13 protein-coding genes are annotated in these 15010 nt (G+C 54.1%); 7 read left to right on the top strand and 6 right to left on the bottom strand.

Going from position 1 to position 15010, the window contains the following annotated elements:
* Positions 1 to 74 precede the first annotated feature (74 nt).
* Both E2H98_RS10635 and E2H98_RS10630 read left to right on the top strand, forming a co-directional pair.
* Positions 75 to 1676 (top strand): hypothetical protein, encoded by a 1602-nt coding sequence (locus tag E2H98_RS10635; protein ID WP_157591347.1) that lies wholly within the window; start codon positions 75 to 77, stop codon positions 1674 to 1676.
* Between the two features lie 156 nt (positions 1677 to 1832).
* Positions 1833 to 3422, top strand: coding sequence for a chitinase (locus E2H98_RS10630; RefSeq protein WP_198325097.1), 1590 nt, complete (start codon positions 1833 to 1835; stop codon positions 3420 to 3422).
* A 62-nt stretch (positions 3423 to 3484) separates the two neighbouring features.
* Here E2H98_RS10630 and E2H98_RS10625 read toward each other — a convergent pair whose 3' ends face one another.
* From E2H98_RS10625 to E2H98_RS10610, 4 genes are read right to left on the bottom strand one after another with little or no spacing between them, the layout of a single operon-like run.
* Positions 3485 to 4801 (bottom strand): ATP-binding protein, encoded by a 1317-nt coding sequence (locus E2H98_RS10625; RefSeq protein WP_133589410.1) that lies wholly within the window; start codon positions 4799 to 4801, stop codon positions 3485 to 3487.
* A gap of 6 nt (positions 4802 to 4807) precedes the next feature.
* Positions 4808 to 5503, bottom strand: coding sequence for a response regulator (locus E2H98_RS10620; RefSeq protein ID WP_133589412.1), 696 nt, complete (start codon positions 5501 to 5503; stop codon positions 4808 to 4810).
* A 29-nt stretch (positions 5504 to 5532) separates the two neighbouring features.
* A complete protein-coding gene (locus E2H98_RS10615) occupies positions 5533 to 5946 on the bottom strand; it encodes a DUF3019 domain-containing protein (RefSeq protein ID WP_157591346.1) in 414 nt (137 codons plus the stop codon).
* 16 nt (positions 5947 to 5962) lie between these two features.
* Positions 5963 to 6805, bottom strand: coding sequence for a MipA/OmpV family protein (locus E2H98_RS10610; RefSeq protein ID WP_133589416.1), 843 nt, complete (start codon positions 6803 to 6805; stop codon positions 5963 to 5965).
* Between the two features lie 277 nt (positions 6806 to 7082).
* Here E2H98_RS10610 and E2H98_RS10605 point away from each other — a divergent pair, with 277 nt between their 5' ends.
* Positions 7083 to 9047, top strand: coding sequence for a beta-propeller domain-containing protein (locus E2H98_RS10605; RefSeq protein ID WP_157591345.1), 1965 nt, complete (start codon positions 7083 to 7085; stop codon positions 9045 to 9047).
* A gap of 427 nt (positions 9048 to 9474) precedes the next feature.
* On the opposite strand, the gene E2H98_RS10600 is transcribed toward E2H98_RS10605, so the two are convergent.
* Both E2H98_RS10600 and E2H98_RS10595 read right to left on the bottom strand, forming a co-directional pair.
* Positions 9475 to 11247, bottom strand: a complete 1773-nt coding sequence (locus tag E2H98_RS10600; RefSeq protein ID WP_133589420.1) for an asparagine synthetase B family protein — start codon at positions 11245 to 11247, stop codon at positions 9475 to 9477.
* Entirely contained in the window at positions 11244 to 11897 is a 654-nt protein-coding gene (locus tag E2H98_RS10595; RefSeq protein ID WP_133589422.1) for a tetratricopeptide repeat protein, read from the bottom strand. The genes E2H98_RS10600 and E2H98_RS10595 overlap by 4 nt, the downstream gene beginning before the upstream one ends.
* Before the next feature lie 155 nt (positions 11898 to 12052).
* On the opposite strand from E2H98_RS10595, the gene E2H98_RS10590 reads away from it, so the two are divergent.
* Genes E2H98_RS10590 through E2H98_RS10575 form a run of 4 tightly spaced genes read left to right on the top strand, consistent with a single transcriptional unit; the run spans position 12053 to position 15007 of the window.
* On the top strand, positions 12053 to 12301 hold the full coding sequence (locus E2H98_RS10590) for an acyl carrier protein (protein WP_133589424.1): 249 nt from the start codon (positions 12053 to 12055) through the stop codon (positions 12299 to 12301).
* A 29-nt stretch (positions 12302 to 12330) separates the two neighbouring features.
* Positions 12331 to 13086, top strand: a complete 756-nt coding sequence (locus tag E2H98_RS10585) for an alpha/beta hydrolase family protein (protein ID WP_133589426.1) — start codon at positions 12331 to 12333, stop codon at positions 13084 to 13086.
* Positions 13083 to 13925, top strand: a complete 843-nt coding sequence (locus tag E2H98_RS10580) for a hydrolase 1, exosortase A system-associated (protein WP_133589428.1) — start codon at positions 13083 to 13085, stop codon at positions 13923 to 13925. Before E2H98_RS10585 ends, E2H98_RS10580 begins: the two co-directional genes overlap by 4 nt.
* A gap of 23 nt (positions 13926 to 13948) precedes the next feature.
* Entirely contained in the window at positions 13949 to 15007 is a 1059-nt protein-coding gene (locus E2H98_RS10575) for a sugar-transfer associated ATP-grasp domain-containing protein (RefSeq protein WP_157591344.1), read from the top strand.
* The last annotated feature ends 3 nt before the right edge of the window (positions 15008 to 15010 follow it).

Genomic DNA, 15010 nt, shown 5'->3' with positions numbered 1-15010 from the left:
ACTTGATAAAAAAATGGCCGCCGAACCGAGCGGCCATTTTTTTGTATGACTGATAACGTGAACTCCTGAGAAAAATGATGCGCCTATTACTCACGCTGTTTTCGCTGTTGTTATCGGTTCGCTCGCTGGCGCTTCAGTTGGTGATTACCGAAGATCCAGCCAAGAACAGTTGGTTGGTCGAATACGTTTTTCAGCAACCCGTCAAAACCTTGCAGTTCAATCCGGGCATCACGCCGTTCATAGACACTGCCTGGCGGCATCAAGGCAAATCGCTTGATGGTCACCAGCTTATTATGGAAAAGCCTGCCTCGCGTGTTGCCATTGACATTACCCATCCTTACCACCAAACGCTGAACCGGCAGTTCACGCCCTTTATCCGATTCTCCGGCAATCGCTATGCGATGTTTGTTGACCATTATCTGCCGACCAAAATATTCGACGCCCACAACAACGAAATACGCCTGACGGCGCCAACCAGCATTCGCTTGCAGTCGGTCGCGGAAAGAGCATTGCGCTTTGGCAACACCAAGGGAAGTGGCACACTCGAGATTACGGCTACGGAAAAGCGTTATGCCTATTTTGGCGTTGCCGAAACGTCACTGAGCAAAAACCTGGAAACCGTGATCGATACCGAGCTGCCAAACTGGATAAAAGCCATCGGAGAAAAGGATGCCAAGGACTATGAAGCCTATTTTCGTCAGCACCTGATTGGCCCGGCACCGTCGCCGCTTTTTGTCGCGCTTGGCTTTGCCCACAACGATGCCAAACCTTTCCTTGATGGCGGTTACATCGGCGGTGAAGTGCTGCTCAATATTTCCGGCAACGGTTGGTTTGAAAACAATCGGGCAAACCAGATCGTGATCGGCCACACCGTGGCGCATGAACTGGCGCATGCCTGGCAAGCACAACGCGAAGGCCCAGATGACAAAATATGGCTGAAAGAAGGCGCGGCGGATTTGTTTGCCTATCAGGCGATGCTGGACTTGCAGCAAATGTCAGCGAGTGAGTATCGAGCCGTTCTCAAAAACGCCCACGCCTCATGCATGACCGCCTTGAGTCAATCGAGACTGTCTTCGTTCCGCTCAGCGGGTTTCAATAAAGCCCCCTACCATTGCGGCCATTTACTATTGCGGGCAGCCATTGATTCAACGCCGAAAAACAAAGCGCACGACATATGGCCAATACTTTTTGCCAAACCATTTGCCCATGATTTCGAAGCGCTGAACGCGCTCGACGAGTACTTTGCCAAGCAAAATGCCACGCCAGGATTGTTGCCACTTGATCAACAACTTGACGAGATGAATGCCGGTACCCGGATCGCGGCCTATAGCCATCATATTGCCAACTTGAACTTGCCAACAGTAAATGTGCCAGAAAGCAAAGCTGATCGAGTTGCCACAATTATCGAGTTCATTCTGGCTTCCGCCTGCCCAGGTGCTTGGCACGGCTATTGGGATAAAGACCACTACATCGAACCTGATGTCGACAAAAGTTGTACGACGCTTTCGCGGGATTTCTGGATATCGACCGTCAATGGCATCAATATTTTTCAGCAGCCTGATGAAGCGGCACAGGAATTAGAACGCTCCTGCCAGCGCTCTGGGTATCTGACATTACGCCAGCATCATGGCACCGAAACGAGAAAAATTTCCTGCAGCAAAACGCAGGCTCTCTGATCGCCAGGCAATCCTGGCGTTCCATCCATCCAGCCTGTTAGAAAAGTACAAAAGTCTGCGTGAATAGTCTTGGTGAGAGCAGTCCTTTGCTGGGCACGATGGCAACAAGGAAAGTGGCCGTTCTGGTCGCTAGCAGTTGTTTGCCATGAGGACCAGATGATGATCGGCTTACCGTTTCGCAAGAATATTGTTTGTTCAGCGCTGCTTGGCGCGGGTTTGAGTTTGCTGCCACTGAAAGAGGTTGCCGCCGCTTGCGCCACCTGGGCGGAAGGCAATACCTACTCGGCAGGCGTTGTCGTTAATTATAACGCCAATAATTACACGGCCTTGGTGACCCATACCGCCCATGTCGGTGCCAACTGGAATCCGGCAGCAACACCGAGTTTGTGGCAGGCGGGCGGCACTTGCACACCGACTCCAACGCCGACTCCAACGCCGACACCGACACCGACACCGACGCCCACGCCCACGCCCACGCCTACTCCGACACCTTGCACCGTTAGCGCCTGGAATGCTTCACAGGTGTATACCGGTGGCCAACGGGTTTCCTACCAAGGCGTGGTTTACGAAGCGAAATGGTGGACGCAGGGCGATAACCCGGCGCAATCCGGTGAATGGGGTGTTTGGAGACGGATAGGTAATTGCACACCTACACCTACGCCGACTCCGACTCCGACTCCGACTCCGACTCCGACTCCGACTCCGACTCCGACTCCGACTCCGACTCCGACGCCTACGCCTACGCCTACGCCTACGCCCACGCCCACGCCCACGCCCACGCCCACGCCCACGCCGTTAACCAAGCATGCCTTGGTTGGCTATTGGCACAACTTCACCAATCCGAGCGGGCCGACCTATCCGATTGCGCAGGTCTCGAATGATTGGGACGTGATCATGATTTCGTTTGGCGAAGACGGCGGCAATGGCAGCGTCACCTTCACACTCGATCCAAAAGCGGGCAGTGAAACGCAATTCAAAGCCGATATCGCAGCAAAGCGGGCCGCCGGAAAAAAAGTGGTGTTGTCACTGGGTGGCGAACAAGGGCGGATGACGCTGAACACGCAAGAAAATGTCGCCAACTTCGTCAACAGTCTTGAGTACCTGATTCAAAACTATGGTTTTGACGGCATCGATTTGGATTTGGAAAGCGGCGCCGGCGTTTTGCATGGCACGCCGATCATTCCGAACATGATCTCGGCGGTTAAACAATTGAAAGGCCGCATCGGACCGAGTTTTTATTTGTCGATGGCGCCCGAACATCCTTATGTGCAAGGAGGCTACATTGCTTATTCCGGCATCTGGGGTGCCTACATTCCGATCATCAATGGCTTGCGTGAAGATTTGAATCTGATTCATCCGCAGTATTACAACAACGGCGGACTGTCGACGCCGTACTCTCCGAGTGCGATCAGCACCAACACCGTTGATATGCTGGTCGCCGGTAGCAAGATGTTAATCGAAGGCTTTCCACTGGCCGATGGCACCAGTTTCGTCGGCTTACGTCCCGATCAAGTCGCATTCGGCGTGCCATCCGGCAATAGTTCCGCGAGCTCCGGCTTCTTCAGCGTCACCGTGGTCAATCAGGCGCTGGACTGCCTGACCAAGAAAGTAAGCTGCGGCAGCATCCAACCGAATCAGGCCTATCCCACTTTCCGTGGAGCAATGACCTGGTCAATCAATTGGGATAAGCATGATGGCTTCAACTTCTCGGTGCCGGTGAAGAATAAACTCCGAACATTGCCCTAGAAAAAAGGCGGACTGTGTAAGGCAGTCCGCCTTTTTCTTTACTTCGATAAGCACTAAGCCCGTTAACTCGTCCCACCAGATTCTCTTTCATGCAAGGCAGCCTCAGCGGTTTGCAAAGGCCATTGCACTACAAAGCGCGCACCGCCCAAAGGCGAGTCATCAACCAGAATTTCGCCCTTATGCCATTCCACGATGCGCCGAACGATCGCAAGCCCCAGGCCGAACCCTGCGCCAGCATGCTGCTCATGTTCCAGCCGGACGAACGCATCGAATATTCGTGTGCGCTCCGCCATCGGCACACCAGGGCCATCATCGTCGACGGTTAACCGATACTGGTCACTGACAACTGAAAAACTGACATCAATGCGCTGATGGGCAAATCGCAACGCATTCTGCAATAAATTCTGTAGCACCCGTTCCATCAGGTAGAAATCACATATCGCCACACTGCTTTTCTGCTGCCCAACAAACTCGATGCGGATTGGCCTGGGTAAGGATTGCTGTGTCTGTTCGATCTTTTCTTCAATCAAGGCGGAAAAATCACCACGCTGCAGTGTTAAGCGCGTCTCCGAACGTTCGAAGCTGGCATAGCCCAATAGGCCATTGATCAAGGCGTCCATTTCGGCAACATCTTGTCCGATGCTGGCCAGGTGATTTTGCAACGCCGCAGGTGCGTCCGCTTCAGATGCCATCGCCAGCGCAAATTTCGTTCGCGCCAATGGTGTGCGCAGCTCATGAGATACCGCGTCTCTCAGCTCCTTGTTGGAACGAATCAACTCACTGATACGTTGCGCCATCTGATTGAATGCGCGCGCCAAGGGTTCGACCGGAGAACCCTTTTTTACCGTCGCTTTTGCCGACCAATCGCCCATACCAAATGCTTGCGCCGCTTTCTCCAAGCGGCGTAACGATTGATTCAGCGGCCATACCCAGAGCAGCACGACCAGCGCAACCAATGCGTAGAACAGCATTAGCAGAAAAAGCTCCAGGTTGGCACGTACAGATGGCACTCGTGAGGTTTCGGTGAGCAACCATGACGAATTCGGTATGCGTTGAATCCAAAGCGTTGCTTGCGATTCGTTTTCGAGTGCTACCGATTGACCAGACTGAAGACGCTGCTGCAATTCATCGGATGCGGCAAACGCGCTTCTAGGCATCAACTTGAACTGAACAGCGAGTTGTTGATTCAGTTCCTGAACCCGTTGATGCCATTGCGCCTCGGGGATTGACTGTAAATGTATATTCGCTAGCGTCAATAGTTCATCCGGCTTGTTCTCGACTTCATTGCTATAAACCCGCCATAGCTGATCAAGACCATAACCGGCGGCAACGATAGTCAGCACCAGAAGAAAGTAGAGGCGAAGGAACGCGCTGACCACAATGATTCAGCTCCACGCGTCCGGCACAAACAGATACCCTCGTCCCCAGATAGTCTTGATGCGGAAAGGATTTTCAGCACTGTCACCAAGTTTTTTCCGCAATTGGGAAATTCGCACATCGATACTGCGGTCCATGCCGTCGTATGGCCTGCCGTACAGTGCCTGGAATAGACTGTTTCGACTTTGCACAACACCTGCACGAGTGGCGAGCAGCCAGAGCAAATCAAATTCATGGCTGCTAAGGTCAATCGCTGCTCCATTCAATACCACTTGGCGCGAACTGGCCAACAGGCTCAGGCGGCCGAACTGTAACTCTGCATTCGCGTTATCGACACGAGGTCCACAACGGCGCAACAGCGCCTGTATCCGTGCCAGCAATACTCGCGGTTCCACCGGTTTGATCACGTAATCGTCGGCACCAAACTCTAGCCCCAATACCTGGTCGATATCGCTGTCTTTGGCGGTTACCATCAGGATAGGCGCTTCAAAAAAACGGCGTACCGATTTGCAAATCGACATGCCATCCCGGCCGGGCAACATGACATCGAGGATCAGCAGATCAAAAGGCATTGAACGCAACAGTGATTCAACCTGATCACCATTGGCCTCCACCGTCACAGTAAAGTCATTCTGCACCAGATAGTCCTTTACCAGGTTGGCTAAACGCTTATCGTCTTCAACGAGCAAGATATGCTGATTCATTTTTTTATCCGGCAGAGATCATGGCGTTGCTAGAAAAATTGCCATGGATTACGTCGACGCCGACGCTGCTGCTCTTCCCAAAGCACTTGAAAAACCGCTTCCGCCAGCGTTGTTTCACCATCGCGCAGTTGAAATACAATATTGCTTTCCGTTTCGATGGTGATGTTCAACTTTCCATTCAACTCCTGGCGCCAGCAATGGAGCGCATCTTCCGCATCGCTGCGATACAAGCAAGGTGAGGCCGAAGCCGCGAGCCGCCAATAGATGGCGATAGGCTTGCGGCACAACGACTCTTCTTTGGCCAGGGCACAGAGCGCTGGTTGCACGACCAGTTCATTGAGCTGATCAGTACTTCCCTCTGCCGGCGTAGGTGAAGCGTGTTGCTCAGGCTCGGCGCGAGCGGGCGCCATCACGGCCAGCGCCACCGTGATCGTTATCAGCAAGCACTTTGTCATTCCCTTAAAAATGATAGTCCCCTCCAATAAATACGGTCAGCACATAGTCATCCTGCACAATAGGGCTATCGGTAATGCCGCTGCCCAAGGATTCATAGTGCAAGTGCATGCGATATAGCCAGTGTTCGTTGATCGGGCGCGTCATGGCAATTTTGAAATAGGGATTCAGCGTGGCTTGCCCTTGGTAAAAGTGGCGGCCATTGGTCACTTCTGATTGGCGGATGCCATAGTAATAATCAACCAGCGCCTCGCTTTTCCAGGTAGCGCCGGCACCAATGTGGTTGCGCCAGCTACCGGCATCAAGATTCAGCGCAAGTCCTAACCGGATCTCGCTGCCGTCATGCACGCCTGTCACGTCATGCAACATCTGCAATTGCCATTCTACCTGCTCGATGCCACCGCTTAGTTCAACGCCGGCCAAATAGGCAAGGCGACGGGTGCTTAGACCGGCCAGGTTGATGTAAGAAAGATTGGTCGTCGGGTCGACCGCGACACCGCCAATATCAATAAAAAAATTGCTTGGATCCCAACGATAGAAAAACAGCCGGTCATAACCCGGTGTTGCGATCGCGTTGACCATAAAGTTTGGCTGGTCAGACAGCGTGTAACCAAACTCCAAATTTTCGAGAAACCAGCGCTCACCGTAATAACGAATGCGCGGCAAAATTAACAACGGAATATCATCGCTGCGGAGCAGCGGGTTGCTGCGCTGACCGAGACCGATAGACACACCGAACTGCCATTCACCAACGGTGACGTAGTCCTCTGGGTCATCGCTATGCTGTTCAGCGAGCGAGCCAAAGCTCAGTAACAGGCCAAGACAGGCAAGAATTCGGAGGTTATTCACGTTTCAACGGCTCGTTTCATTGCTGCTCATCACCATGATCGCAGAGCGGTGTTACCCACACTTAAAGAATTTGGTTAAGGTTTGTGAAAAAGTGTAATCCGCGCCGCTTGGTAGCGCAGTTAATCCCACACAACCATCGAAAAAAATACTGAATCGACTCTACACTTTTTCACAGTTCTACGCAGAAAACCAACAGACGCCCGCTAAACCTGCCCCTAAGCTGACCTTGATGTTCAGGACAATCACCGACCTGTCGGATGGTTATTGGAGGTTTACGATGAGAAATATACTATTGGCCGCCATGGCCTTGCCATTGATCATAGGCTGTCAAAGTAAAGACCGGGAAGAAACCCTTAACACGGACTACTCCCATCTGAAGTTGGCCACAGCCAAACAATCACCACTGGTGCAATCGAACGATAGCAGCCGTTTTACCGAGCTGGTCAAAAACGGCATGCGGCTGCAACTGAACAACTCCCACCTGGTGCAAACCTTGACCAGTGCCGAGGTCGCATCAAGTCAGTATTCCAACAACAATCTTCACGAAGCCGGTGTCGATGAAATCGACCGGGTACAGTACGACGGTCAACACCTGTTCGTAGCAGGGTTGCCTTTCCATGGCCCAGATCCCGATACCGGCAAAACCATTCGCATTCTGGAAACGGCACCCGCTCAAGCAAATGCGCGCGAAATCGGCGCACTAAAACTGTCCAGTAGTACCAGCCAGCTCTCCGGTATGTATTTGCTGGAAAATGCCGATCAGCAAACCGATAAGCTGGTCGCAATTGCGGGCACACTGGTTTACGCCCCCTTTCATATTCTTCCGTTCAGCGGTGGAATTTGGCATAACGGCAGCACTGACGTCGAAATTTTTGATGTGGCCAATATCAATGCGCCAAAAAGCGAATGGAACATTACCATTGAAGGCGCCATGTTGGAGAGCCGCCGCATTGGCGACACCTTGTACTTGGTCACCCATTCGATGCCGGTTATTGACGGTCTGACAAGCTTCGCCACCACCGAAGAACAAAAGATTGCCAATGAGCGCTTGATTCGTGATGCACACATCGCCGACTTGTTGCCTCATTATCAAATCAAAGGCGGACCGAAGCAGCCGCTGGTTTCCGCTAATGATTGCTTTGTCCCCCGCGATCTGGAAACGGATGAAGGATTCGCCAATGTCGTCACCATCAGTGTGATCGATTTGCGCAATCAGCGTATTGCGGAAACGCTGTGTCTGAATGCACCGATCAGTGGATTGTACGCCTCACAGAGCCACCTTTATCTTGGCGGTACAGATTACGGCGACGGTCAAAACACCGTCTTGCACAAGTTCCGGATGAGCGCGAATCAGATTAGTTATGCTGCGACCGGCGTACTGCCGGGAACCATGGGCTGGACCGACCCGGGCTACCGCATGAGTGAGCATGAAGGCAACCTGCGCATTGTCACCAGCAAGTTTGGCGAGAACAACACACGGGTTCATATTCTGTATGTACTCAAACAAGACCCGGGCAGTAATACATTGTCCGTTTTATCAACACTACCCAATAGCGAACACCCTGAACCTATCGGCAAACCGGGCGAGGATATTTTTGCTGTGCGCTTTTTTGCCGAGCGCGCCTACATTGTCAGTTTTGAGCAAATCGACCCGCTCTATGTCATCGATCTGAGCGACCCGGCGAATCCGCTGATCGCCGGTGAACTGGAAATTCCCGGTGTCTCAACTTATTTGCATCCAATCAATGATGATTACTTGCTGTCAATTGGCTGGCAGCGGGAAAACAATGCAGCGGGCACTCGAGTGAAGGTGGAGCTGTTCGATATCGCGAACATCGCTAACCCTGCATCCATTACCAGCGTTTTGCTTGGTGAACACCACAGTTACAGCGATGCGCAATACGACCATCGCGGCATCAATCTGATGCAAGTTGGCTCGAACACATTACGATTCACCATCCCGGCGGTCATCATGGATAAGCCCTCAGCAAACGATTCCGGTTACATTTATTCCCAATCATCTTTGCATTTGTTCGAGATAGTTGGCATCGACCAGGCGGGTGCCAGCCTGCAGACTCGCGGTGAAATGGTGGTCGATCAACCAACGACTGATCGGCACTGGCCATTGGCTGGCTATCTCGACCGCAGCCGTATGCATAGTGACACCGTCTACTATGTTTACGGCAACGACGTGTGGTCAGCGTACTGGCAAGCGCCAGAAGCGGTTGGTGGGCCTTTCTGAACTAAATCGTTGAATCGGCTAAGCGGGTGGCTATCGCCACCCGCTTTACTACTAATCTAAGCCAAATTATCGAGAAAGACGGTTCGCTACTTATAATTCAAACGACGTTCAATCCGCTGGAACGGTTACGCGGTTTTGGAGCCACATGGGTTACCGCGCTTTACTGAAATTGCCAAAATACCATGCTAGCGGATACGCAATAGATGCACGTAAACACAAGAATCCCCATATTATCCAGAACTAGCTGAAGCCCACGCGTAGTGCACTCTTATTTGTGAACATAATCAGCTCGAATAAGAATCCGAGCGGGATCCATCGTGGGTCGCACTTGTTGTAGCGAAATGCTGAACCGAAACAACATTCCCACAATCGCACCTTCGACTAATCGCGTCTTCACAAATCTTGACAGTTGAATGGCGACCGTAAGTTATCCGTGCGCTTCCAACCACAACTCCAGCACCAGCATCAACCACACCAGCTCACCATAGAAGCTGGCGTGGCCTTGTTCGTGTTGGCGCATGGCATCCTGGACAAACGCAGGTGACAGCCATTCGCGTTGTTGTAGTGCGCCGAGTTTGGCGTGGACGAGATCGCGCAGGCCGGCGTGTTCTTTCAGCCACATGCCGAACGGCAGGCCGAATCCATGCTTGCTTTTATTTAGCGTCGCATCAGGTAGAAACCCTTTAACGGCGTCTTTGTAGAAGGCGCGCAGTTTTTGCCCTGGTAGTTTGTCGTTGGCGGTAACTTGTAGCGAGAGCTGGATCAGCTCGTCGTCGAGCATCGGAAAAGCGACGTCAATGCCGGCGAGTTCGCACATGCTGCGCACTTTCACCAGATCGTTATCCGCTAACGTGAATTTCCAGTCGAGGTAGAGCATCGCATCGACCGGGTGATCGGCTTTGGCTTCGTGGTAACGCTGGCGCCAGATGTGCAACGGGTAGTCCTGATCGACGGCGCTGAGCAGCTCTCGACTGAACACCTTCTCCGGTGAATTCAAGTGCAAAAAGTTATAGCTCTGTAAACGATCCGGCAGTGGCACATTGGCCTGACGAATATAGCTTTGCAGTTTGCCGAATGGCCCTGGCCAACGCGCATCGCTATCGATATTCAACAGCGTTTCGCTAAGCGATTTGATGCCATCCGGTAAACGCACATACGGCTCGAATAATTTTTGTTTGGCGTAACGCGTGTTACCGGCGAATAACTCGTCGCCACCATCGCCAGCGAGCAATAGCGGAATGCCTTGTTCGCGGGCGACTTTCGCGCAGAAATAGGTTGGCAACGCCGAAGAATTACCGAAGGGCTCGTCACCATACTGAGCAATGGTCGGCAGCATTGCCAGCGCTTCATCCGGTTGCAAACGGTATTCGTGGTGACGGGTGTGAAAATGCGCGGCGCTCAAACGCGCCCAGGGGCTTTCATCGTAGCGCTCTTGATCGAACGCGATATTGAATGTCGGTGGTGCTTTCGAACTGACTTTGGCGAGCACACCGGCAACCGTGGAGCTGTCCAATCCACCGCTCAAAAACGCGCCGGTATGACCGTTGATCGCCTGACGACTGACTGCTGCTTCCAAGATCGGCAGCAATCGGCGTTTGGCGGTTTCGGCGGTTTTCTGGCCGTGATGACGAAACGCCGGCACGTAGTAATTCTGTTTGCTGAGCTTGCCGTCCTGCCAATGCAACACATGACCCGGCTCCAGTTTGTAGCAATCCTGGTAGACGGTATCCGGGCTCGGGATCATATGGAAATACAGGTAGTTGTAAATCGCTTGCGGGTTGATGCGTGCCGTGCGTGGCAGCGCCTTGATCAGCGGTCGCAAATGACTGGCGAAACTCAGGTCGCCATCGATCTGGCTGTAATACAGCGGCTGAATACCGGTGCGATCGTTTGCCAGCCACAACTGCCGACTCTCGGCATCGCTAATCAGCAAGCGAAAATGCCCAAGCGCTTTATCGAGCGCGGCACTACCTTGCGCCCGAAAGCGTCGCATCAGTTCTGGCAGCGGCTCAAGCTGAGGCTTGTCCTGCCAACGCAAATCGCCCCATAACATGACCTGCCAGCCGCCTTCGGCGTGGCTTTTCGCTTTGTTTTGGGCCAGGTTCAGAAAGCCTTGCTGAGTGACGGTTTGCGCGCCGTTTACACAAGCGGTATCGAGCCGGGCCGCGTTGGTGCCGGCTTGACCTAACAACTGAATCATGGTGCTTCGCCTTTGGCCTGCCACTGCCCGGCTTCGGTCAGCTTTTTGCGCAATCCGGGCAGCGGATAGTTCAGCGCATAGGCTTTTTGTGCATGGGTACGGGCTTCGTCCCAGCGTTTTTGGTCGGTATACAGCAAGCCAAGGTTGTAATGGGCCTCGGCGTAATCAGGGCTGATGCGCACGGCATTTTTGAACGAGGCTTCGGCGGCGTCGGTTTTGTTGTGCTGCTGCAAGAAGAAGCCGTAGATCATATGAGCGACGGCATCATTGGGCCGGAAGGCGATGGCGCGCAGGAAATAGCATTCGGGGCGCAAGCCTTTCCATTCCCGATTCGGATGGAATTTGACGTAGCGGGCCAACGCCATCAAGGCCCGGTGGTGATTGGGAAAGGCGCGCAGTGTGTAGCCGAAGTCGACCGAGCGCTTCGAGGTCGGGTCAAACGTCGACAGCTCTTGTTCCTTGTTGAAGTGAAACTGTTCGACGACCGGCAACTTGTTATGGAAATGATCGGAGTTGGTGTAGTCGTAGGGGCCGTAATGATTCTCCAGCTCACCGCAATCGGGTGGCAGGTTATTGGCCATGACCACACCGCCCAGCATCAGGCTGGTGATGGTCAACAAACGGTAAAGAAGGGCTGGTAAACGGTCCATGTTCTATCTGTAATCCACGCAGAGGGGCACAAATTATCAAGCTTGCGCATTGCGGGGCAAGTGTTAATGCCGGTATTCTGTCGCCCCCCTGGCGGCCCCTCACTGGACGAGACGGCTGGCGGGCGCGTTCGCATTGGCTGTTTGAAGGAGTCATCATGACTGTAGACGCACAGGTCAAAACCGTACTGGCCGAAGTCCTGTCACTGGGCAATCGCGCCCAATCGCTGGATGGCGATGCCGCCCTGCTCGGCGCCATTCCGGAGTTCGACTCAATGGCCGTGCTCGGCGTGATCACCCGCCTCGAAGAAGTGTTTGGCATCAGCATCGCCGATGACGAAATCTCGGCCGAGACCTTTGAAACGGTGGGTTCGCTGACCCGCTTCGTCGAACAAAAGACCGGTTAAGCGTCGCCAACGCTTAAAGTAGTGCAAGGATGCGCGAATTCTTCTTCCTCCCCTGTTCCACTGGCCCGCTGTGCGCGATGCATTGGGTCGGTGATGCAGCTCGTACACCTGTACTATTATTGCCGCCGCTGCAGGAAGAGCTGAACAAATCCCGCCGACAAATGAAGCTGATTGCCGATGCGCTGCAAACGGCCGGCCATGGCGTGCTGCTGGTCGACTATTACGGCACCGGCGACAGCGCCGGCGATTGGCAGGACGCCACATTGAGCCTATGGCAGCAAAATGTCCGCAGCAGCCTGGCTTGGCTCGCCGAACGCTACACCGAAACGCCCCATCTGCTCAGCCTGCGTGCCGGCTGCGTGACCGTGCCGGAAGACTTTACCGGCGCCTTGACTCTGTGCTTTCCGATACTCGATGGTAAAACCCTGGTCACCCAGTGGCTACGCCAGAAACTGTTTGCCAGCCGTTTGGCTGGTGGTAACGACACCCAGGCCTCGTTGAGCGAGCGCTGGCAGAGCGACGGCTTGGAGCTGTCCGGCTATTTCAATTCCCCGATGCTGTATCAAGAGCTGATGGCTGTTGATTTGCGCCAACGCCCGCACCTGGGCAGAAGACAAATCATCGAACTGGGTGCGTTCGAGGCGCCAACGCCGGCGATCGCCAGTTTCTGCCAGACCATCAACGCTGGCTGGCAGGCCATCGCCGGAGAGGCGTTTTGGCAGGCCTCCGAAATCGGCACGCTGCCAGAACTGCCGGCGCGTGTGCTGGAGGCAGTGCGCGCATGAGTCAGCTCCCGGAACAGGCGTTCTTTATCGACTGCGATGGTCAGGCGCTGCCGGCCATTCTGCATCCGGGCGAGGCTTCAGCACGCAGCGGTGTCGTGATCGTGGTTGGCGGACCGCAGTATCGGGTCGGCAGCCATCGCCAGTTTGTGCTGTTGGCGCGCGATTTGGCCGCCGCTGGCATACCGGTGCTGCGTTTCGATTATCGTGGCATGGGCGATGCCGATGGTGAACCGCGTAACTTCGAGCAGGTGGATGCCGATATTCGCGCCGCCGTGGACGCGCTGATTGCGCACCAACCGGCGGTGCAAAACGTCATTCTCTGGGGCCTCTGCGATGCCGCGTCGGCGGCGTTGACCTACGCGCCGAACGACCCGCGCGTTTCGGTGCTGATGCTGCTGAATCCCTGGCTGCCGGAAACCAAGGCGAAAGCGAAAGTGGTGCTGAAACATTATTACTGGCAGCGCTTACGTTCGAAAGATTTCTGGCGCAAGCTATTCGGCGGTGGCGTCAAGGTATTCGCGGCCGCCAAAGGCGTTAGCGACAGCGTCAAGCAAACCCGGCAAAGCAGTGCTCAAGAGGGCAATTTGTCCGGACGCATGGCGTCGGCCTGGCGAGCGTTTGGCGGCAACATCGCGCTGATATTGTCTGGCGATGATCTGGTGGCACAGGAGTTTGTCACTGTCGCCGCTGATGACAAACGCTGGCAAGGTTTGTTGCAGAAAAATACGGTACAAACCCACCGTTTACCCGAGGCCAATCATACCTTTTCCCGTCGCCAATGGCGCGACGAGGTCAGCGCGATTTGCCGGCGCTTTATCGCAGAAACAGAACAAAACTAGGCACACACATGGCATTGGCGCAGTTGACAAGTTTGTGGCAAAAAAGTGGCGAGAAAGCCCGCGCCGGCCATTTACCGCGCTGGCGGCAATGGCTGGAGATCATCACGCTGTATCTGCTGCGCCGACAAGGCCCGAATTATTATTTCGCCGCGCGTTTTTTTCGCCGCTCGATTTCCTTTCGTGACAAATGGCGGCATTGCGATGATCGCGAATGGGAAGCCTTTATCGATGCCGTCAATGCCCCGCTCTATCAGAAAACCTCACAACACAAGTTGCTGGAAAAAGCGGTCCTGACTTTTGCCGGCGTGCCAACACCAAGCTTTGCCGGCTTCATTCATTCCATGCGCGGTTACCGAGCCGATCATGCGCCGCTATGCAACAACCAGCAGGCCGACGCCTTTTTTCGCCAGCACTTGGGCAAGCGCCTGTGCTTCAAAGGCGTTGAAGGCTTTGGTGGCATGAGTTTTCGTGCGCTGAATGTCATCGAACAAGATGGTCAAATCGTCTTGCAGCATCCGATCAGCGCCAAGGTTTTCTCGCTCAGCGAATTTCTGGCGCCGCTATGGCAGGACCACGAAGGCACGCTGGTTGAACATTATTTACAGCAACACCCGTTGCTGGCCTCATTCAACCCGGACTCGGTCAACACCGTTCGACTGTGGCTCGGTGAAATCGATGGTCGCTTCGAAACCTTCGGCGCGTTTTTGCGCGTTGGCCGACGCGGCACGCAAGTCGACAACACCTCGATGGGCGGGCTGATGTGCCCGATTGATCGCGACAGCGGCAAGCTGCTGGAAGTGCGCCAGATCAAAACCGGTGAGAGCTTCAGCCATCATCCGGATACCGGTGCTGAAATGCTCGGTGTCGCGATTCCGTTTTGGCCGCAAGTGATCGAAGCCAGTATCAAGGCTGTTTGCGCGTTTCCGCATATGCGTTTTGCCGGGCTTGATATCGCCATTGGCGAACACGGACCGATGATTATCGAATTGAACGTCAATCCGGATCGGCGCGGTGCCACCCATCTCGATATGCCGCACAAGGACATGTTCGAACGCATGTTACACTCGCCCCGTCCGCAGTGATGG

This window comes from Permianibacter aggregans (genome assembly GCF_009756665.1).
GTDB classification, from domain to species: Bacteria; Pseudomonadota; Gammaproteobacteria; order Enterobacterales; family Permianibacteraceae; genus Permianibacter; species Permianibacter aggregans.
Note: the sequence above shows the minus strand (reverse complement) of the source record. Positions and strands in the feature narration are given on the sequence as shown.